At 73.6% G+C, this 21,432-nt stretch carries 8 protein-coding genes; all 8 read left to right on the top strand.

Annotation, left to right across the window (positions count from 1 at the left end):
- Positions 1 to 36: 36 nt before the first annotated feature.
- Entirely contained in the window at positions 37 to 1,329 is a 1,293-nt protein-coding gene (locus DWB77_RS14110; RefSeq protein WP_246033524.1) for an ATP-grasp domain-containing protein, read from the top strand.
- The gene (locus tag DWB77_RS14105) at positions 1,326 to 2,657 is read left to right on the top strand and encodes a type III PLP-dependent enzyme (protein ID WP_120721608.1); all 1,332 of its coding nucleotides are present in this window, start codon (positions 1,326 to 1,328) and stop codon (positions 2,655 to 2,657) included. Before DWB77_RS14110 ends, DWB77_RS14105 begins: the two co-directional genes overlap by 4 nt.
- A 65-nt stretch (positions 2,658 to 2,722) precedes the next feature.
- Positions 2,723 to 2,992, top strand: coding sequence for an acyl carrier protein (locus DWB77_RS14100; protein WP_120721607.1), 270 nt, complete (start codon positions 2,723 to 2,725; stop codon positions 2,990 to 2,992).
- Positions 2,993 to 2,994: 2 nt separating this feature from the next.
- Entirely contained in the window at positions 2,995 to 3,873 is an 879-nt protein-coding gene (locus DWB77_RS14095; RefSeq protein ID WP_120721606.1) for a hypothetical protein, read from the top strand.
- Positions 3,870 to 4,568, top strand: coding sequence for a DUF2786 domain-containing protein (locus tag DWB77_RS14090; RefSeq protein WP_120721605.1), 699 nt, complete (start codon positions 3,870 to 3,872; stop codon positions 4,566 to 4,568). Before DWB77_RS14095 ends, DWB77_RS14090 begins: the two co-directional genes overlap by 4 nt.
- Positions 4,565 to 5,746 (top strand): acyl-CoA dehydrogenase family protein, encoded by a 1,182-nt coding sequence (locus DWB77_RS14085; RefSeq protein ID WP_120721604.1) that lies wholly within the window; start codon positions 4,565 to 4,567, stop codon positions 5,744 to 5,746. Before DWB77_RS14090 ends, DWB77_RS14085 begins: the two co-directional genes overlap by 4 nt.
- Positions 5,747 to 5,898: 152 nt before the next feature.
- The gene (locus DWB77_RS14080) at positions 5,899 to 20,553 is read left to right on the top strand and encodes a non-ribosomal peptide synthetase (RefSeq protein WP_120721603.1); all 14,655 of its coding nucleotides are present in this window, start codon (positions 5,899 to 5,901) and stop codon (positions 20,551 to 20,553) included.
- A complete protein-coding gene (locus DWB77_RS14075) occupies positions 20,547 to 21,368 on the top strand; it encodes an ABC transporter permease (protein ID WP_120721602.1) in 822 nt (273 codons plus the stop codon). Before DWB77_RS14080 ends, DWB77_RS14075 begins: the two co-directional genes overlap by 7 nt.
- Positions 21,369 to 21,432: the final 64 nt, after the last annotated feature.

Below are 21,432 nucleotides of genomic sequence, written 5' to 3'. Positions count from 1 at the left end.
GCCCGAGACCCCCTGGTCTTCCTCGGCAACTTCGAGGTGGAACAGCAGTGGGCGCGCGGCGAACACACCCTGCCCCGCCTGTCGGCCCCGGCGGCCGACGCGGTGGTCAACCACATGGACGAGTTCGCGCTGCTGCTCGGCGACGCGGCAGACCACGTGGTCCTCAAGTCCCGCCCGGACGACGACCACCTCGCCTTCCTCGCGGAGCTCGGGGTGCGGCTGCCGCACCTCCACGTGGCCACCGCGCAGGACCCGGCCCGCACCGTCACCGAGGACGCGCTCGCCGACCCCGCGCTGCTCGCCGACCTGTCGGGCCTGGCCGCCCAGGGCTGCCGCATCGCCGCCCACGGCGTCTCCGCACAGGAGGAGGTGCTGGCCGCGGCGACCGGCCTCGGCGTCGCCGCCCCCTCCGCCGTCACCTGCAAGGCGGTCAACAGCAAGGTCTACAGCCGGCGCGTCGCCGACGAGCTCGGACTGCGCCAGCCCCGCGGCTGGGCCTGTGCCACCCTCGCCGAACTGGGCGCCGCCTTCGCGGCCGCGGCCGGCGACGAGGGGCGGCGGTATGTGGTCAAGGAGGCGTTCGGCGTCTCCGGCAAGGGCATCGCCGTCCTGGAGAGCAGGCGACGCGGCGAGCGGATCCTCGCGATGGTCACCCGCCAGGCCGAGCGCACGGGCCACGACGCGGTCAGCTTCGTCGTCGAGGAGTGGGTGGCCAAACAGGGCGATCTGAACTACCAGTTCACCGTCGCCCGCGACGGCACCACACACTTCGACTTCGTGAAGGAACAGCTCACCGAGGGCGGTGTGCACAAGGGCCACCGGATGCCCGCCCGGCTCACCGCGGCCCAGCTCGACGAGGTGCGCGGCACCGCCGAACGGCTCGGCAAACGGCTCGCCGCCGACGGCTACTTCGGCGTGGTCGGCGTGGACGCCATGGTGGACCCCGACGGCGAGCTCTACCCCGTCGTGGAGATCAACGCCCGCAACAACATGTCCACGTACCAGGTGCGCCTCCAGGAACAGTTCGTCGCCGACCGGCAGATCGCCGTCGCCCGCCACTACCCGCTGCGGCTGGCCGCGCCCCTGCCGTTCGCGGCCGCCCACCGGCTCCTGGACGGGCTCCTCTTCGACCGCGCGCGCGGCACGGGCCTGCTCGTCAACAACTACGCCACCGTCAACGCGGGCTTCCCCACCGGCGGCCGGGCGCCCGAGGGCCCTGTCGCGGGCCGCCTCTACGGCGTGCTGGTGGCGGACTCCGACGACGCCGTCGAAGCCCTCGACACCCGGATAGCGGCCCGTCTCGCGGCCGGAAGGGACACCGTCGCATGACCATCACCACGGGAGCAGACGTGCGGGAGGGCCCGGCCACCGTGCAGGGCATCCCCGTCGCCGAACTCGCCCGGACCTACGGCACCCCGCTGTTCGTGTACGACGGGGACGCGCTCGCGGGCCGGATGCGGGCGCTGCGCGAGGCGTTCGACGAACGGTTGCAGATCTTCTACTCCCTCAAGGCCAACCCCAACATCGCCGTCTGCGCCCTGCTGCACGCGCACGGCGCGCGCGCCGAGGTCTCCTCGATGACGGAGCTGCTCACCGCGCGCCGCGCGGGCGTCGCCCCCGAGGACATCCTCTTCCTCGGGCCCGGCAAGAGCCGCGCCGAGCTGGCCGCCTGTCTCGACGAGAACATCGCCGCCGTCGTGTGCGAGTCGCTCCAGGAGCTGGCGTGGATCGACGAGCTGGCCCGCGAACGCGGGGTGCGCGCCCCGGTCGTGCTGCGCGTCAACCCGGCCTTCTCCATCAAGGGCTCGGGCCTCACCATGGGCGGCAAACCCCGCCAGTTCGGCATGGACGAGGCCCAACTCCTGGCGGAGAAGGGCCTGGTGGAGCGCTATGAGCACGTACACATCAGGGGTGTCCAGGTCTACATGGGCACCCGGATCCTGACCGAGGCCACCATCGTGCGCAACACCGAGCAGATCTTCGAGCTCGCCGAGCGCCTGTCGGCCACGCTCGGTTTCGCACTGGAGCTCGTGGACATCGGCGGCGGCCTCGGCGTCGCCTACTTCGACGGCGAACACGACCTCGACCTGACCGCCCTGGCCGGGGACCTCAACCCGGTGATCGCCCGGTTCGCCGACGCCCACCCCGGCACCCGTCTGGTCATGGAGCTCGGCCGCTATCTGACCGCCGAGTCCGGCACGTACGTGGTGCGCGTGCGCTATGTGAAGACCTCGCTCGGCGAGCGGTTCGCGGTCACCGACGGCGGCACCCACCACCACATGGCGGCCGTCGGCATCGGCTCCTTCGTGAAGCGGAACTTCCCCCTGCGCCTGCTCAGCGGCAGCCTCGACGGTACGGGGCCCGAGCCGACGGAGGCCTGGAACGTGACGGGGCCGCTGTGCACCCCCAACGACACGCTGGCCAAGAAGGCCCAGCTGCCGCCGCTGCGGCCCGGGGACCTGCTCGGCGTGGAGCGCTCCGGCGCGTACGGGCCGACCGCCTCACCCGTGCACTTCCTCAGCCACGGCTACCCCGCCGAAGTGCTCGTCGCCGACGGCCGGGCGCATCTGATCCGCGAGGCGGACCGGCCCGACGACCTGCTGCGCAAACAGCACCTGCCGGCCGCGGCCGCGTTCCGCCGGGCCGCCACCCACTGACCGGGCCCACCGCACGACCCCGGTGCCCTTCTGTCCCCCGTGCCCCCTTCGAAAGGACCACCGCCATGGCCGGACTGACCGCCACCGACCGCGACGTGATCGTCTCCGCGATCTCCGCCGCGCTCTCGGAGGTACTCGACTACGAGCTGCCCCAACTCACCGAGGATTCCCGCCTGTTCGACGAGCTCGGGCTCGACTCGACGGGCGTCTTCGAGATGCTGATGCGGCTCGAAGAGGCGCTGGACATCGAGTTCGACACGGACTCCCTGGAGATGGCGCACTTCACCAGCGTGCGGACGCTCGCCGACTTCATCGCCGCGGAAATGGGCTCCTGACGATGGCCGCACACCCCGCCGGGGCCTCGCCCGCGCGGCGGGCACCGGTCAGGTTCCCGCTGCGGCTCGACAGGATCGTGCACCGGAGCTTCTCCGCCGGGACCACGCGGATCGACGACCCGTTCTCGCGAAGGCACTTCGCCGATCTGAGTGCCCTGTACGGCGTCGAACCCCGGCCCGAGGTGGCGGACGCGGCGGGCAACACCTTCGCCGCCATGTCCGCCGCCCTCCTCGCCGACCTCACGCCGGAGCCCGCCGACATCGGCCTCGCCGTCGTCGCCCACGCCACCCCGGACCTGGACTGCCGACGCGCCGCGGTCACCTGTCTCTCCGAGATCATCCCCGGCCGGCCCCTGGTGTTCACCGTCGCGGACTGCGGCTCGGCGGCGCCGTTCGCCGCCCTGGAGCTCGCGGACGCCTACATCCGGCGCCACGGGCACCGCACCGCCGCGGTCTTCGTCCTGGACCAGGCGCGGCTGCCGTACGAGACCGGGCGCCACCTCGCGGGCGACGCGGGGGCGGCGCTGCTGTTCACGGCCGCCGGACGGGCCGGCTCGCTGGCGATGCGCCGGATGTCGGGGGTGGCCGCGGAGGACGTTCCGGCCGCGGTGCGCACCGCCCTGGACGAGTTGGAGTGCGATCCGGAGGTGCCGGCCGTCCTCAGCCCCGGCCTTCGGGCCGCGCGCGATCTGCCCGGGCACACCGGGCTCACGGTCTCCGCCCCGGACGGGTTCCCGGCCTCGGGCGTGTTCGGCGCGCTGGCCGCGGAGGTCGGCTGCGTCACGCCGGCCGAGGGGCGTGACGCCCGGCGCGTCCTGGTGGACCACGACCCGGACTCGGCGGAGCTGAGCGTCTGCCTGCTCGACCGGGGAGCGCCATGACCACCCTGGTGTCCGACACCGCCGCACTCCTGGAGCGCTGTCACGACGCGGCCCGGCACGAGGGCCCGGCCCCCGCGCTCGCCGCGCTGGCCGACGGCGTCCTGCCCGGTCTGCTGCCGTGCGGGCCCGGCGGGCACGCCGTCGTCGCCGCGCCGACCCACGCCGGGGCCCACGCGCTCTGGCTGGACGGCGCGCGGCGGCCCCTGGACCCGGCGCGTACGAAGATACGGGCCGAACTCGACCTGCCGGGCGGCCGCGTGGTCCTGCTCGACACCGGGCACGCGGCGCCGGCGGACCGCGACGCGGGCGCCGGCGCCGAACCACGGGAGGTGTACGGCCTGGGGCTCGTATGGCTGCGCCTCGGGCTCGCCCAGGCGCTGCGCGCCGCCTGCTTCACCCGCCTCGCGCACCGGCGCGTCGGGGACTCCACCCTGCTCCAGCAGCAACTGGTGAAGGGCACGGTCGCCGACGTTCTGGCCGAACACCTGGAGATCCAGGCCGTGTTGAGCGGGGCGCGCCCCGGGGACCTTTCGCCCGGGATGCTCGACCATCTGCACGGGCGGATCACCGCCGCCGACCGGGAGCAGGTGCGGCTGCTGGGCGCGGCGGGCTATCTCACCGACAGCCCCGGTCTGACCGCCTATGTGTCGGAGCTGCTGGCCGAGGCGTACGCCGCGGCGAAGGAGGCACCGTGACCCACCTCGACGACCGTCTCCTCATCCTGCGCGGCCAGATCCGCGAATGGGGCGCCCAGGTGCGTCCGCTCGCCCTGGAGATCGACCGCGACCCGGAGGCCGTCCGCCACCACTTCGCGCTGCCCGCCGTGCGCCACCTCGCCACGATGGGCGTCCCCGAGGAGTACGGCCACGAACCCGAGAAGATCGGCGGCCACCGCTTCTACGGGGTCTCCGCCCTCGAACGGGCCGTCGTCATGGAGGAGTTGGCCTGCGCCGACGTCGGCACCCTGGTCGCCTCGCCCGGGCCGCTGCTGGCCGGCGTAGCCGTCGGCCTGTGCGCCGACGACCGGCAAAAACGCTGGTTCTACGGGCGGGTGCTCGCCGAGCCGCTGTGGACCTGCTTCGCCCTGACCGAACCGGAGGGCGGCTCGGACGCGGCGGCGATGCGCACCTCGCTGACCTCCACACCGGACGGGGGCGCCCTGCTGAGCGGCGAGAAGCGCTACGTCGGCAACGCCTGCCGCGCCCAGCTGGGCGTGGTGTTCGCGCGGGCCAGGCCCGGGCCGCTCGGCATCACGGCCGTGCTCGTCGACACCGCCGAGCCCGGCTTCGACGCCCGGCCGCTCGACATGATCGGGCTGCGCGGCGCCCGGATCAGCTCGGTCGTCATGGACCGGATGCCGATCCCCGAGGACCGCTTCCTCGGCCGCCATCTCACCGCGACCCGGCGCGGGGTGTGGGCGTTCGTGCAGACCTTCAACGTGCTGCGACCCGGTGTCGCGGCCATCGCCGTCGGCATCGCCCGCGCCGCCCTCGAATACGTCGCCGAGCACCGCTCCACGCTGAGCGGCGCCGAGCGCGAGCGCTACGAGGAGTTGGTCCGGCGCGTGGACGCCACCCGCCACCTGGTGCACCACGCGGCGGCCGCCGTGGACGCCCGCGGCACCGACGGCCATCTGGCCTCGGCCGCCAAACTGCGGGCCGCCCGGCTCGCCGAGGACGTCACCCTCGCGGCCGCCGCGTTCTTCGGGCCCGGGGCGCGCCTGTCCCACCCCTTCCTGGACAAGCTGGCCCGCGACGCCCGGGCGATGGAGTTCCTCGAAGGCACCGGCAACATGCAGCGGCTCAACCTCTTCCAGGGGCTGCTCGGCGGAAAGGTCGACCGCGACCGCCGCCGCGTCCCGGCCGACGCCTGAGCCGTCCGCTCCTTGCGCGCGTCAGCGGTGAGTCAGTCCGTCGTCAGGCCGCCCGACCAGGATGAACCCATCGTTTACGGCCCGCACCCGGCCCGGCCCCGCACCCCCTGCCCGATGGTGACCGCCGGCCCGACCTCTCCTGGGAGCCTGTGATGACTTCGACTCATGGCACCGTGCTGCCGCTGACCGCGGGCCAGGTGGAGATCTGGCTCGACGCACAGGGCGCCGGGCGCAACAACGCGTACAACTCCGCCGGTTACCTCGATCTGCGCGGCCCCCTGGACCGCAGGCGCTTGCGCGCCGCGCTGCGGCGCCTGTTCGAGGAGGCCCAGTGCCTGCGGGCCCGCTTCACCGACATCGACGGTGAGCCGCGCCAGCACATCGAGCAGCTCGACGAACTCCCCTTGTACGAACAGGACTTGAGGCGTTCCGAGGACCCGCGGGGCGCCGCGCTCGCCTGGATGTCCGCGGACCTGGACGTGCCCTTCGGCCTCGACGACTTCCCGCTGATGCGCACCGCGCTCCTGACCGTCGGCGACGAACGCTCCTACTTCTATCTCTGCGTCCACCACCTGCTGTGCGACGGTTTCAGTCAGACCGTCCTGTGGCGCCGGCTCGCCGAGCTGTACGAGGCGGACCCGGACGGCGCCGTGCCGGGCCGGGCGCTGCCCCCGCTGAGCGAGCTGACCGACGCCGAGAGCGCCTACCGGGAGTCCACCGGCGCCCGGCGCGACCAGGCGTTCTGGCGGGGCCGCTTCCCCGAGCCGCCCGAACTCGTCACCCTGTCCCGCCGGCCGGAGTCCCACGGGCTGCCGACCGGCTTCCTGCGCGTCTCCGCCGCGCTGTCCGCCGGGGCCGCGCGCCGGCTGCGCGACAGCGCACGCCGCGCCGACGTCACGCTGCCCACCGCGGCCGTGGCCGCGGTGGCCGTGCACACCCAGCGCACCGCGGGCACCGAGGAGGTCCTGCTGACGTTGGCCGCCTCCGCCCGGATGAGCGCCCGGCAGCGGGCCGTGCCCGGCATGATGGCCAACTACCTGCCGCTGCGGGTGCCCGTACGCCCCACCCTGACCAAGGCCGAACTGCTGCGCCGGGCCTCCCGGGAACTGGCCCAGGTGCTCAAGCACCAACGGCACCGGGTGAGCGCGATCCGCCGCGACATGGGGCTGCGCGCGGAGGACCGCAGACCGTTCGGCCCCTTCGTCAACCTCCTGCCCCAGCAGGCCTCCTTGGCGCTCGGCCCCTGCACCGCCGAGGTGAACAACCTGTCCACCGGGCTCGTCGACGACCTGATGATCACCGTCGTGGAGCGTGCCGACGACGGCATCGAACTCCACCTCAACGCCAACCCCGACCGCTACACGCCCGAGGAGGCGCGCGCCCACCTCGACCAACTCGCCGCCCTCACCGAGGAGTTCGCGGCCGCCGCCGACGACGAGCCGATCGGACGGGTGGGCACGGCCGGGGACACCGAGGAGGCCTGGCTGCGGACCGGCACCGGCCCGGTGCGCGCCGCGGACTTCGCCTGCGTCGTGGAGCGTGTCCGCGCCCAGGCCGCCCGGCGGCCCGAGGCGATCGCCGTCGAGGAGGACGGCGAGCGCCTCACCTACGCCGCCCTCGTGGGCCGGGCCAGCGCCCTGTCGCGCACGCTTCCCCGCACCGGTCTGGTCGGCGTTCTCGCGGCGCCCGGCGCCGGGTTCGTGACCGCGGTGCTCGCCGTCATGGGCGCAGGGGCCGCCTACGTACCCCTGGACCCGCACGCCCCCGTCGCCCGCACCACGGCGCTGCTCGCCGACAACGGCATCGACCATCTGCTGGCCGACGCCGAACACCGCGCCCTCGCCGAACGGGCCGCCTCCGCCGTGGGCCGGCCCGTGCGCCTGGTCACCCCCGACGGCTCCGAGGACCGGGCCGACGCCCTCGCCCCGCTCGCGGGAGACCCACAGGACCTGGCGTACGTCATCTTCACCTCCGGCTCCACCGGCAAGCCGAAGGGTGCCATGGTGCACCGGGCCGGCATGGTCAACCACCTGCTCGCCAAGGTCGACGACCTCGACCTCGGGGAACACGACACGCTGGTGCAGAACGCCCCGGTGACCTTCGACATCTCCGTCTGGCAGATGCTCGCGCCGCTCGTCGTGGGCGGCCGGGTGCGGGCCGTCGACCGGTACACCGCCGCCGACCCCGACCTGCTTTTCCCGCTGGCCGCCGCCGACGGCGTCACCGTCCTCGAAGTCGTCCCCTCGCTGCTGCGCGCCGCCCTGGACGTCTGGGACTTCGACGGCACCGAGATCCCCCTGCCGGGGCTGCGCCACCTCATGGTCACCGGCGAGGCACTCCCCGCCGACCTGTGCGCGCGCTGGCTCGCCCGCTACCCGGGTACTCCGCTGGTCAACGCGTACGGCCCCACCGAGTGCTCCGACGACGTGACCCACGCGCACATCGCGCAGGCCCCGCCCCAGGACCGCCCGGTGCCGATCGGCATCCCGGTCCGCAACACCCGCCTGTACGTACTCGGCGACGACCTGCGCCCCGTCCCGCACGGCACGCCCGGCGAGCTGTACGTCGCCGGGACCGGGGTGGGCCGGGGCTATCTGGGCGCCGCCGGCCGCACGGCGGCGACCTTCGTCGCCGACCCGTTCGGCGCGCCGGGCTCCCGCATGTACCGCACCGGCGACCGCGTCCGCTGGGACGAGAACGGCCAACTGACGTTCCTGGAACGCCGCGACGACCAGGTCAAGGTGCGCGGCCACCGCATCGAACTCGGCGAGATCGAGGCCGCGTTGCGCGGCCACCCCGCCGTGGCCGACGCGGCGGTCAAGGTCACCGACGACCCCAACGGCGGCAAGCAGCTCGTGGGGTACGCCGTCGGTCGCGACGGGGAGGCCCTCGACCTCGGCGCGGTCCGCGCCCATCTGAAGCAGACCCTGCCCTCCTACATGGTCCCCCAGCACCTGGTCGCCCTCGACCGTCTGCCGCTGACCGCGCACGGCAAGGTCGACCGCAAGGCGCTGCCGCTGCCCCGGCCGGACGCCGGCCCCGACAGCGTGGCCGCCGTGGCGGGCGCCCCGCGCTCACGCGAGGAGGAGATCCTCTGCGCCGTCTTCGCCGAGATCCTCGGCCTGCCCTCGGTCGGCGTCGACGACAACTTCTTCGCCCTGGGCGGCGACAGCATCAGCACCATCCTGGCGGTCAGCCGCGCCCGCAAGGCGGGCCTCTCGCTCACCCCGCTCCTGATCAGAGGACACGGCACGCCCCGCGCGATCGCCGCCCTGGCGACACCCGGGACCCCGGGCCCGGCCGCCGACGGTGGCGACGGGACCGGCGAGGTCGAACTCGCCCCGATCGCCGCCCAGTTGAGGGAGGACCTCGGGGCCCTGGACGAGCGTTCACGCCAGTACAGCCAGTACGTCGTGCTCACCACCCCCGCGGGCCTCGACCTCGACACGCTGCGCTCCGCGGCCGCCGCCGTCCTCGACCGGCACCCCGCCCTGCGGACGCGTCTTTCCGTCCCCGCCCCCGGGCTGTGGTCCCTGACCGCCCTGGAGCAGGGCGCGGTGGCCGCCGCCGACGTGGTGCACCGCCTCGACGTCTCCGCCCTGGCCGACGACCCGGCCGCGCTCGCCGCCGCCGTCCGCGACCAGATCGACCTCGCGCGCACCCGGCTCGCCCCCGAACGGGCCCTGGTGACCCAACTCGTGCTGCTCGACGCGGGGCCCGGGCGCCCCGGCCGGCTGGTGTGGCTGACCCACCACCTGTGCGTGGACGGCGTCTCGTGGCGCATCCTGGTGCCCGACCTCGCCGCCGCCGTCGCCGGAGCCGCACTCGACCCGGTGCCCACCTCCTACCGCCGGTGGACCCGGCTCCTGGGCGAACAGGCACGGACCGCCGAGCGGCTCGCCGAATTCCCGCTCTGGGCCGAGCAGTTGACGGGCGCCGCCACCCCGGTCGGATCCGGCCCGCTGGACCCGGCGCGGGACACCTACGGCAACGCCCACCGGCTCCGCCTGGAACTGCCCGCCGACACCACCGCCACCCTGCTGTCCGGCGCCCGGGACGGCGAGGTCAACGACCTGCTCCTGGCGGCCCTGGCGATCGCCGTCGACGACTGGCGGCGACGCCACGGCGACACCTCGCCCGCCGGAACCCTGGTCGAGCTGGAGGGCCACGGCCGCGAACAGTTCACCGACGACGTCGACCTCTCCCGTACGGTCGGCTGGTTCACCAGCGTCTACCCCGTCCTGCTCGCCCTCGGCGACACCGTCGACCGGGACGAGCCGTGGGCGGGCGGGCCCGGCGCGGGCGCCGCCGTGCGCGAGGTGCGCCGACTGCTGCGCCGGCTGCCCGACCACGGCCTCGGCTTCGGACTGCTGCGCCACCTCAACCCCCAGACCCTGCCCGCCCTGGCCCGCCACGGCACCCCGGCGATCGGCTTCAACTACCTCGGCCGGTTCCGCACCGACGAGCCGGCCGGCGACTGGTCCCTGGTCACCGACGACGGTGTCGTCGGCACCGGCACCCACCCCCGCATGCCGCTGCGGCACACCCTGGCCGTCACCCCGGTCACCGAGGACCGGGCGGACGGCCCCCACCTGGTCGCCGACTGGATCTGGGCGCCCGACGTGTTCGCCGACGACGACGCGCACGACATCGCCCACACCTGGTTCCGGGCGCTCGACGCCCTCGTACGCCACCGGGAGAGCGCGGCGGACGCCCCCGAGGTGCTGCCGCTCTCCCCGCTCCAGAAGGGCCTGCTCTTCCAGGCCGAACTGGACAAGCAGCACACCGACTCGTATCTGATGCAGGTCGTCCTCGACATCGAGGGGCTCTTCGACGCGGACACCTTCCGCGCCGCCGCCGACGCGCTGCTGGCCCGCCACGCGGGCCTGCGCGTCTGCTTCCCCACCACGCCCGGACAGGAGGAGCACCTCCAGACCGTGGCGCCGCACGCCCGCACCCCGTGGGCCGAGGCCGACCTCACCGCCCTGGGCGACGAGGCGGAGCGCACCGCCGAGATCGAGCGGCTGACCGACGCCGACTGGGAGCGGGGCTTCGACCTCGCCGCCGCCCCGCTGCTGCGGTTCACCGTGCTGCGGCTGCCCGGCGAGCGCGTACGCCTGCTGTGGACGCTGCACCACCTGCTGGTCGACGGCTGGTCGATGGGCGTCCTGGCCCGGGAGCTGTTCACCCTGTACGCGGCCGGAGGCGACCCCCGCGCGCTGCCGCCCGCCCCGCCGTACCGCGACTACTTCGACTGGCTCGCCGGGCAGGACCTGCCGGCGGCCCGGGACGCCTGGCGCGCCGCGCTGGAGGGGGTCACCGAACCCACCCGCCTCGGCACCGGCGACGGGGGCGACGCCTCCCGGCTCCCCGAGTCGGCGGTGTTCGAGCTGACCGAGGACCTCACCACGCGCCTCACGGCCTTCGCCCGCGAGCACAGTGTCACGCTCAACACCGTCCTCCAGGCGTGCTGGGCGGTCGTCCTCGGCCGGCGCACCGGCCGCTCCGACGTCGTGTTCGGCGCCGTCAGCTCGGCTCGGCCGCCCGAACTGCCGGGCGTGGACGGCATGGTGGGCCTCTTCATGAACATGCTGCCGGTACGGGTCACCCTCGACCCCGCGCAGCCCTTCGCCGACCTGGTCCGTCAGGTGCAGGCCCGCGGCACCGACCTCATGGAGCACCACCACCTCGGCCTGTCCGAGGTGCAGCGCGTCGCCGGCGTCGCCGACCTGATCGACACCGTGCTCAGCTTCCAGAACCAGCCCAGGGCCGACCTCACCGAACTGGGCGCGCTCGTACCCGAACTGCGCCTGACCAACGGCACCACCCGCCTCGCCGCCGAGCGCGGCCTCGCGGTCCTGGTGTACCCGGGCCGGCGCCTCGGCCTCAGCGTCCAGTACCGGCCCGCCGGATACGCCAAGGAGGCCGTCGAGGCGGCCCTCGACCAACTGGTCCAGGCCGTGCAGTCCCTGCTCGACAGCCCCGAGACCCCGCTCGGCGGCCTCGCGCTGCACCAGGAAGCCGAGTTCGGGCGCATCGTCGGCGCATGGGGCGGCCACGCCTCGGACACCCCGCGCCCGGTGATCCCCGACCTCTTCGCCTCCCATGTGGCGCGTGACCGGGACGCGATCGCCGTGATCGACGGGGACGACGAGCTCACCTACGGCCAACTCGACGCGCGTGCCAACCAGTTGGCGCGGCTGCTCATCGCCTGCGGGGCGGGGCCCGAGGGGATCGTCGCGCTCGCCCTCGCGGACCCCGTCGAGATGACGGTGGCCGTGTTCGCCGTCCTCAAGGCGGGCGCCGCCTATCTGCCGGTCGACCCCAAATACCCGGCGGACCGCATCGCGTTCATGCTCGCCGACAGCGCCCCCTCGCTCCTGGTCACCACGGCCGCACTGGCCGACCGGCTGCCCGAGCCCGGCTGCGGGACGCTCCTCCTCGACCTGCCCACCACCGCCGCCGAACTCGCCGCGCTCCCGGACCACGCGCCCGTGGACGCCGACCGGACCACCGCGCTCGACCCCCGCCACCCCGCGTACGTCATCTACACCTCGGGCTCCACCGGCCGCCCCAAGGGCGTCAGCGTGGATCACGCCGGGTTCGCCGCGATGGTGGCGAGTCTCGTCAGCAAGTTCGGCGTCGACTCCGGCACCCGGGTGCTGAAGTTCGCCTCGTTCAGCTTCGACGCCTCGGTGTGGGAGCTGAGCCTGTCCCTGCTGGCCGGCGGCACCCTCGTCATCGCCGACGAGGAGTGCCGGGTGCCGGGCCGCCCGCTGGTGGAGCTGATGCACCGCCACCGGGTGAACCTCGCCGGGCTGCCGCCCGTCGTCGTCGGCGCCCTGCCCGAGGAGTGCACGCTGCCCGACGACCTCACCCTGATCGTCGCGGGTGAGGCCTGCCCGCCGCACGTCATGGAGCGCTGGTCCCACCAGGTCCGGATGTTCAACGGCTACGGCCCCACCGAGGCCGTGCTCGCCTCCACCGTCAGCGACCCGCTGCACGGCGCGGGGCACCCGCCCATCGGCCGCCCCACCGAGGCCCACCGCGTGTACGTCCTCGACGAGGCGCTGCGCCCGGTCCCGGCCGGGGTGACGGGAGAGCTCTACGTCGGCGGCAACCTCGCCCGCGGCTATCTGCACCGGCCGGGCCTCACCGCCCAGCGCTTCGTCGCCGACCCCTACGGCCCGGCGGGTGCCCGCATGTACCGCACCGGCGACCTCGCCCAGTGGCTCCCGGACGGCCAGCTCCACTACACCGGACGCGCCGACGACCAGGTGCAACTGCGCGGATTCCGCATCGAACTCGGCGAGGTGGAGGCAGAACTTGCCGCGCAGCCCGAGGTGCGCCAGGCCGCCGCCCTGGTGCGGGGCGAGGACGAGCGCGGGGACCGGCTGGTGGCCTATGTGGTCGCGACCGAGCCGGGCGGCGCGGAGGCGGACCTGCTGCGCGAGCGGCTCGCCCGGTCGCTGCCCGAGTACATGGTGCCCGCGGTGATCGTCTTCCTCGACGAACTCCCGCTCACCCCGCAGGGCAAGCTGGACCGCCGCGCGCTGCCGGCCGCCGAGGAGGAGGCGCGTGCCCCGCGCGGCCGCGGCCCGCGAACCCCCGTCGAGGACATCCTCTGCGGCATCTTCGCCGACGTCCTCGGCAAGGACGCCGTCGGCATCGACGACGACTTCTTCGCCGTCGGCGGCGACTCGCTGCTCGGCACCCGGGTCGTCAGCCGGATCCGTACCGCCCTCTCCGTCGAGCTCCCCATCCGCACCCTGTTCGAGCAGCGCACCGTGGCCGGCGTCGCCGAGCAGCTCGGCACCGAGGAAGCGGTCCGCCCGCCCCTGCGCCGCACCGAGCGCGCCGACGGCGAACCCCTGCCGGTGTCGTTCACCCAGACCCGGCTGTGGTTCCTCAACCGGCTCGACCCGGACTCCGCGGCCGAGAACGTCTCCTTCGTGGCCCGCCTCTCGGGTCCGCTCGACGTGGTGGCCCTGGATGCGGCCCTTGGTGATGTGGTGGCGCGGCACGAGAGTCTGCGGACGGTGTTCCCGGAGGTGGACGGCGAGCCGCGCCAGGTCGTCCTCGACGCCGGGGTGTGGAGCGGACCGCGGGTCCGCGAGGTCGCGCCCGAGCAGCTCGCCGACGTCTGCCGCACCGAGGCCCGCCGCGGCTTCGACCTCACCTCCCAGGTCCCGCTGCGGGCCTTCCTCTACCGCACGGAACCCGGCACCCATGTGCTGCACCTCGTCGTGCACCACATCGCCTGGGACGGCTGGTCCGTCGCACCCCTCCTGCGCGATCTGTCGCGGGCGTATGGGGTGCGGTGTGGTGGGGGTGTGGGGGAGTGGCCGGGGTTGCCGGTGCAGTACGCGGATTTCGCGGTGTGGCAGCGGGAGTTGTTGGGGGAGGAGGGGGACGTGTCGAGTGTGGTGGCGCGTCAACTCGACTACTGGAAGGCACAGTTGGCGGGTGTGCCGGGGGAGCTGGTGTTGCCGTTTGATCGGGTGCGTCCGGTGGTGACGTCGCACCGTGGTGGTGTGGTGGCGTTCCGGGTGGGTTCGGTGGCGCATCGGGGTTTGGTGCGGTTGGCGCGTGAGTCGGGTGCGTCGTTGTTCATGGTGTTGCAGGCGGGGTTGGCGGCGTTGTTGTCGCGGTTGGGTGCGGGGGTGGATGTGCCGTTGGGTTCGCCGGTGGCGGGTCGTTTGGATGCGGCGTTGGATGAGTTGGTGGGGTGCTTCACCAATACGTTGGTGTTGCGGACGGATGTGTCGGGTGATCCGTCGTTCCGTGAGTTGGTGGGTCGGGCGCGGGAGACGGCGCTTGCGGCTTATGCGCATCAGGATGTGCCGTTCGAGCGGTTGGTGGAGGTTCTCGACCCGGAGCGGTCGATGGGGCGCAACCCGCTGTTCCAGGTGATGCTGATCCTCCAGAACAACGAACGCGCCGCACTCGAACTCCCCGGCCTCCAGGCCCAGTACGAGCCCCCGGCTGTCGAGGAGGTCAGCTTCGACCTGAACTTCTTCCTGCTGGAACAGCACGGCGCCGACGGAGCCCCCGCCGGGCTCGACGGATTCGTGGAGTACAGCAGGGAGCTGTTCGACGAGTCCACGGTCGCCTCGATGGCCGAGCGTCTGGTGCGACTGCTCGAACAGATCGCTCTGGAACCGGAGGTGAACGTCGGCGCGATCGAGGTGCTGTCCGAGGACGAGCGCCGGCGCACCCTCGTCGAGTCGAGCGGAACCCGGGCCGGCGACACCGCCACCACCGTGCCGACCCGCTTCGAGGCCCAGGTGGAGCGGACGCCGGACGCGGTGGCGGTGGTCTCCGGCGGTACGGAGCTGACCTACCGGGAGGTGAACGAGCGGGCCAACCGGCTCGCCCGGGAGCTGATCGCCCGGGGGGCCGGGCCCGAGCGTCTGGTGGCGCTCGCGCTGCCCCGTACCGAGACGATGGTGGTGGCCCTGCTCGCGGTCCTGAAGTCCGGCGCCGCCTATCTGCCCATCGACCCCGCGCTCACGACCGACGGCCTCACGACCGACGGCCTCACGTTCACGGCCGACCCCGCCCGCCCGGGCATCCCCGCGCTCCTGGTGACCGACGCGGCCACCGCCGGGACGCTCCCGGACGCCGGGGTCCCGCGCCTGGTCCTGGACGACCCCACGACGGCGGCGGCGCTGGCCGCCCACCGCGCGGACGACCCCGTCGACGCCGACCGGGCCGCGCCGCTGCGGCCGGGACACCTCGCGCATGTGCTGGCGGGTCCGGACTCCACGGCGGTCGCCGCAGAGCACGGCGCGCTGGTCAACCGGCTCACCTGGTACGCCGAGGAGTTCCCGGAGCACCGCACGGCGGCCGTCCTGGCCACCTCGTCACCGACCGGCATCGACGGTGTCGCCGAACTGCTCGCGCCGCTGCTCTCCGGCGGCTCGACCGTGGTCGTCGAACCGGAGGACACCCACAACGCCGTCGACCTCGCGGACACCGTCATCCGGCACGGCATCGCACGCCTCACCGTGGCCCCCGGTCACCTGGGCGCGCTCGCCGACAGCGACGACCTGCCCCGCATGACCGGTGCCACCGTCTGGATGTGCGGCGACCAGCCGCTGGACCCGGCCACCGTCGAGCGCTTCCGCACCAGCCTGCCCTCGGCGCGTCTGGTCACCTTCTACGGATCGGCGGCGGCCGACGGCATCTCGCTGCACGGGGAGCGTCCCGACGACGACGCGGGCCTCCCGATCGGGCACCCCATGGGCGGCACCGGCGCCCTGGTCCTCGACGAAAGCCTGCGCCCGGTGCCGACCGGCGTCACCGGCGAGCTGTATCTGACGGGCGCGGGTCTGGCCCGGGGCTACGCGGGCCGGCCGGACCTGACCGCGACGCGGTTCGTGGCCTGCCCGTTCGGGCCCGCCGGAGCCCGGATGTACCGCACCGGCGACCGGGCACGCTGGACGCCGGACGGCGGACTCGTCCTCACGGGACGCGCGGAAGACAGCCAACTGCCGGTTGCTACGCCCGAGTTGGCGGATGCCCCCACGGTCCCGCGTAAGCCCATGGATCCGGTGGAGGAAGCCCTGTGCGGGCTCTTCGCCCAGGTCCTCGGGGTGCGGTCGGTCGGCGTCGACGACAGCTTCTTCGACCTCGGCGGCCACTCCCTGCTCGCCACCAAGCTGGTCAGCCGGGCCCGCGCCGCGCTGCGCACCGCCCTGTCCGTACGGGACGTCTTCGAGGCGCCCACCGTCGCCGAACTCGCCCTGCGCGCCCGGACCGGCGGCCGGACCAGGCCCGCCCTCACCCCGGCACCCCGCACGGCCACCCTCCCGCTCTCCTCCGCACAGCGCCGGCTGTGGTTCCTCAACCGCCTCGACCCGGACTCCGCCGCCTACAACATGCCGCTCGCCGTGCGCCTCTCGGGTCCGCTCGACGTGGTGGCCCTGGACGCGGCCCTTGGTGATGTGGTGGCGCGGCACGAGAGTCTGCGCACGGTCTTCCCGGAGGTGGACGGCGAGCCGCGCCAAGTCGTCCTCGACGCCGGTGAGATGTGGAGCGGGCTGCGCGTCCAGGAGGTGACCGAGGAGCGGCTCGCCGAACTGATGCGGGCCGAGACGGACCGCGGCTTCGACCTGACCTCCCGGATCCCCCTGCGCGCCTTCCTCTACCGCACGGCGCCCGACGAGCACGTCCTGCTCCTGCTGCTGCACCACATCGCGGCCGACGGCTGGTCGCTCGCCCCGCTGGCCCGCGATCTGTCGCGGGCGTATGGGGTGCGGTGTGGTGGGGGTGTGGGGGAGTGGCCGGGGTTGCCGGTGCAGTACGCGGATTTCGCGGTGTGGCAGCGGGAGTTGTTGGGGGACGAGGGGGATGCGTCGAGTGTGGTGGCGCGTCAACTCGACTATTGGACTGAGCAGTTGGCGGGTGTGCCGGGGGAGTTGGTGTTGCCCTTCGATCGGGTGCGTCCGGTGGTGACGTCGCACCGGGGTGGTGTGGTGGCGTTCCGGGTGGGTTCGGTGGCGCATCGGGGTTTGGTGCGGTTGGCGCGTGAGTCGGGTGCGTCGTTGTTCATGGTGTTGCAGGCGGGGTTGGCGGCGTTGTTGTCGCGGTTGGGTGCGGGGGTGGATGTGCCGTTGGGTTCGCCGGTGGCGGGTCGTTTGGATGCGGCGTTGGATGAGTTGGTGGGGTGCTTCACCAATACGTTGGTGTTGCGGACGGATGTGTCGGGTGATCCGTCGTTCCGTGAGTTGGTGGGTCGGGCGCGGGAGACGGCGCTTGCGGCTTATGCGCATCAGGATGTGCCGTTCGAGCGGTTGGTGGAGGTTCTCGACCCGGAGCGGTCGATGGGGCGTAACCCGCTGTTCCAGGTGATGCTGATCCTCCAGAACAACGAACGCGCCGAACTCCGGATGCCGGGCCTGCGCGCCGTGCCGGAACACATCACCGCCGACGCCGCCAAGCTCGACCTCACGTTCAACATCATGGAGGACGGCGCCGACGGCGGGCTCGACGGATTCGTGGAGTACAGCGCGGACGTCTTCGACGCCTCCACCGCCACCTCCCTGGCCGAGCGTCTGGTGCGGCTGCTCGAACAGGTCGCGCTGGAGCCGGAGTTGAACGTCGGCGCGATCGAGGTGCTGTCCGAGGACGAGCGCCGGCGCGCGCTCGTCGAGTGGAACGACACCGCGATGCCGCTGCCCGCGACCACCCTGCCGCAGGAGTTCCAGCGCCAGGTGGAGCGGACGCCGGACGCGGTGGCGGTGGTGTCCGGCGGTACGGAGCTGACCTACCGGGAGGTGAACGAGCGGGCCAACCGGCTCGCCCGGGAGCTGATCGCCCGGGGGGCCGGGCCCGAGCGTCTGGTGGCGCTCGCGCTGCCCCGCAGCGAGACGATGGTGGTGGCCCTGCTCGCGGTCCTGAAGTCCGGCGCCGCCTATCTGCCCATCGACCCCGCCCACCCGGGCGAGCGCATCGCACTGATCCTCGGCGACGCGAACCCCGCGCTGTTCGTCACCGACTCGGCGACCGCCGGGGCCCTGCCCGAGACGGGTGTGCCGCGCCTGGTCCTGGACGAGCCGGCGACGCTCACCGCGCTGGCCGTCCGCAGCGCCGCCGACCCGCTCGACGGCGAGCGGAGCGCGCCCCTGCGGCCCGCCCACCCCGCCTATGTGCTGTACACCTCGGGCTCCACGGGACGGCCCAAGGGCGTCCTGATCGAGCACCGCAACCTGATGAACTTCCTGCTCTCCATGGGCGAACGCTTCACCCTGGACCCGGCCGACCGGCTGCTCGCCGTCACCACCTGGTCCTTCGACATCGCGGGCCTGGAGCTCTACCTCCCGCTGCTGTCCGGGGCCGGTGTCGTCATCGGCGGCGACGGCGTCGTCCTGGACCCGGCGGCCCTGACCGCGCTCATCCAACGGGCCGGCGTCACCGTCATGCAGGCGACCCCCGCCCTGTGGCAGGAGCTCGTCCTTCGCGACCCCGAGGCCGTCCGGGGGCTGCGCGTCCTGGTCGGCGGCGAAGCGCTCCCGCAGTCCCTCGCCGACACCCTGACCGCGCACGCCGCCGAGGTCACCAACCTCTACGGCCCGACCGAGACCACCATCTGGTCGACCGCCACCCACCTCGCCGCGGGCGACCCCGTCACGCTGGGCCGGCCCGTGTGGAACACCGGCGTCCTGGTCCTGGACGAGGCGCTGCGGCCCGTGCCGGTCGGCGTCGGGGGCGAGCTGTATCTGACGGGCGCGGGTCTGGCCCGGGGTTATGTGGGCCGGCCGGACCTGACCGCGACGCGGTTCCTGGCCTGCCCGTTCGGGCCCGCCGGAACTCGGATGTACCGCACCGGCGACGTGGTGCGGTGGACGGCCGAAGGGCGGCTGGTGTTCAAGGGCCGCGCCGACGACCAGATCAAGGTACGCGGCTTCCGCGTCGAGCCCGGCGAGATCGAGGCCGTGCTCCTCGCCCACCCCACGGTGGGCCGGGCCGTGGTGGTCGCCCGCTCCGACGGCGGGCGCGGCGGCGTCCTGGTGGCGTACGTCGTCGCGGCCGGGCCTGCGGGTGTGGACGCGGACGTCCTGCGGGAGTTCGTGGGCCGCTCCCTGCCCCCGTACATGGTGCCGGTGGTCGTGGAGCTTGACGCACTGCCGCTGTCGCCGAGCGGAAAGGTCGACCGACGGGCGCTGCCCGCCCCCGACTTCACGGCGGGCGCCTCCTCGCGGGCACCGCAGGACCCCGTCGAGGAGGCGCTGTGCGGTCTGTTCGCGCAGGTCCTCGGAGTCGACCGGGTCGGCGTCGACGACAGCTTCTTCGACCTCGGCGGCCACTCCCTGCTCGCCGTCCGCCTGGTCAGCCGCGCCCAGACCGCGGGCCTGCGGTTCACCGTCGCCGATGTGGTGCTGCACCGCACGGTGGCCGAACTCGCCGTCCGCACCGAGAAGGCGGCCCCGGTCGCGGACGGTCTGCTCGACCCGTTCGCCCCCGTCCTGCCGATCCGTCCCGGCGGCGACGCCCCGCCGGTCTTCCTCGTCCACAGCGGGCTCGGCTTCAGCCTTCCCTACGTCGGGCTCGCCGGACACCTCGACCGGCGCCATCCGCTCTACGGACTCCAGTCCACGGCGGCCGGCGGCGCGAGCCCCATGCCGAGCGACATCAAGGCGGTGGCTGCCGAGTACATCGGGCACATCAAGGAGCTGCGGCCGCACGGCCCCTACCGGCTGCTCGGCTGGTCCTACGGCGGCGTACTCGCCCACGAGATCGCCGTACAGCTCCAACAGGGCGGCGACCAGGTCGACTTCCTCGCCAACCTCGACGGCTATCCCGGCCGGACCGTACGGGAGGAAGGCGGCCAGGACGACCGCGAACTGCTGCTGCGGGCCCTTGAGGCACTGGGGCGCAGCCGCGAGGAGTTCGCCGGGCGGACGGTGACGCCGACCGAAGTCCTCGACGCGCTGCGGCGGATGAACCACCCGCTGGCCGAACTCGGCGAACAGGGCGTACCGCGTCTGCTGCGCCTGGCCCGCACCCACGGCGAGCTGATGGACCGCTTCACCGCGGGCCGCTTCGCCGGCGACATGCATCTGCTGCTTGCCACCCGCGAGTACGCGCCGGACGAGGCCGACGAGCTCACCGGCCGATGGGAGGCCCATGTGGAGGGCGAGCTGCGCGTCCACCGGATCGACTGCGGCCACGAATACCTGATGCACCCCGGACCGCAGGCCGTCGTCGGACGCGTCCTGGATGCCGCCCTGGACCGGCTCGACCACACCCCGGCCGCCCCGTCGGCCCACAACGCACCCGAGGAGGGCGAGCGGTCATGGTGACGCTGGTGGAGACAGGCAGGCCCGCGGCGCCCCTGGCGCTGGTCGTGGAGTCGCTGGCCGTGGCGGGCCGCCGGCTGCGCCGGCTGCGCCGGGCCCCCGGCCGGCTGGTCGGCATCATCATGAACCCGCTGGTGTCGATGATCGTGCTCGGCTACCTCTTCCGGGGATCCCTCTCCGTCACCGGAGGCGGCGGCTACCAGGAGTACATCTTCGCCGGGGTCGCGGCCCAGGCCGGGCTCGCCGGGATCGGACCGACCGCCGTGGCCGTCGCCGAGGATCTGCGCGGCGGGCTCGTCGCCCGGTTCCGCTCGCTGCCGATCTCCCGGCCGGCCGTCCTCATCGGGCACACGCTGGGCGATCTCGCCGTCGGGCTGATCGGCCTCGCCGTGGTGACGCTGCTCGGCGTGCTGTTCGGCTGGCGGCCCGACAACGGGCTGCTCCCGGTCCTCGCCGGGTTCGCCCTGCTCGCCCTGTTCATGTACGCGATGCTCTGGGTCGGCGTTCTGCTGGGCCTGTTCTCCCGCAACCTGGAGACCATCAACGTGGTCGCGGGCCTGGTGACCGTGTTGTTCTCGTTCCTCTCCAACGCCTTCCAGTCCGTGGACCGCCTGCCCTCGGGGCTGCGCGCCCTGGCCGAGTGGAACCCGGTCAGCGCCGTGGTCACCCGGACCCGTGAACTCTGGGGCAACCCCACCTCCACCGGCGGAAGCTTCCCCTCGGAACACGCCTCGCTCGCGCTCGCGGTCTCCCTCGGCACGGTGTTCGTCCTCACCGTCGTCCTGAGCCTGCGGCGCTACCGCACGGCCGCCCGGTGAGCCGGGACCGCGCCACCCCATGAGCCCGTTCGGCCTCAACTCGCCCGTGCCGCAAGGCAATTGA

It is taken from the genome of Streptomyces hundungensis, from assembly GCF_003627815.1.
Taxonomy (GTDB): Bacteria; Actinomycetota; Actinomycetes; order Streptomycetales; family Streptomycetaceae; genus Streptomyces; species Streptomyces hundungensis_A.
This window is presented reverse-complemented; position numbering and strand designations above follow the sequence as displayed.

Bases quoted from the DNA above. Each gene is read 5' to 3' on its own strand.
- DWB77_RS14105 (WP_120721608.1), top strand. From the start codon at position 1,326: ATGACCATCACCACGGGAGCAGACGTGCGGGAGGGCCCGGCCACCGTG.
- DWB77_RS14095 (WP_120721606.1), top strand. From the start codon at position 2,995: ATGGCCGCACACCCCGCCGGGGCCTCGCCCGCGCGGCGGGCACCGGTC.
- DWB77_RS14100 (WP_120721607.1), top strand. From the start codon at position 2,723: ATGGCCGGACTGACCGCCACCGACCGCGACGTGATCGTCTCCGCGATC.
- DWB77_RS14080 (WP_120721603.1), top strand. From the start codon at position 5,899: ATGACTTCGACTCATGGCACCGTGCTGCCGCTGACCGCGGGCCAGGTG.
- DWB77_RS14075 (WP_120721602.1), top strand. From the start codon at position 20,547: ATGGTGACGCTGGTGGAGACAGGCAGGCCCGCGGCGCCCCTGGCGCTG.
- DWB77_RS14090 (WP_120721605.1), top strand. From the start codon at position 3,870: ATGACCACCCTGGTGTCCGACACCGCCGCACTCCTGGAGCGCTGTCAC.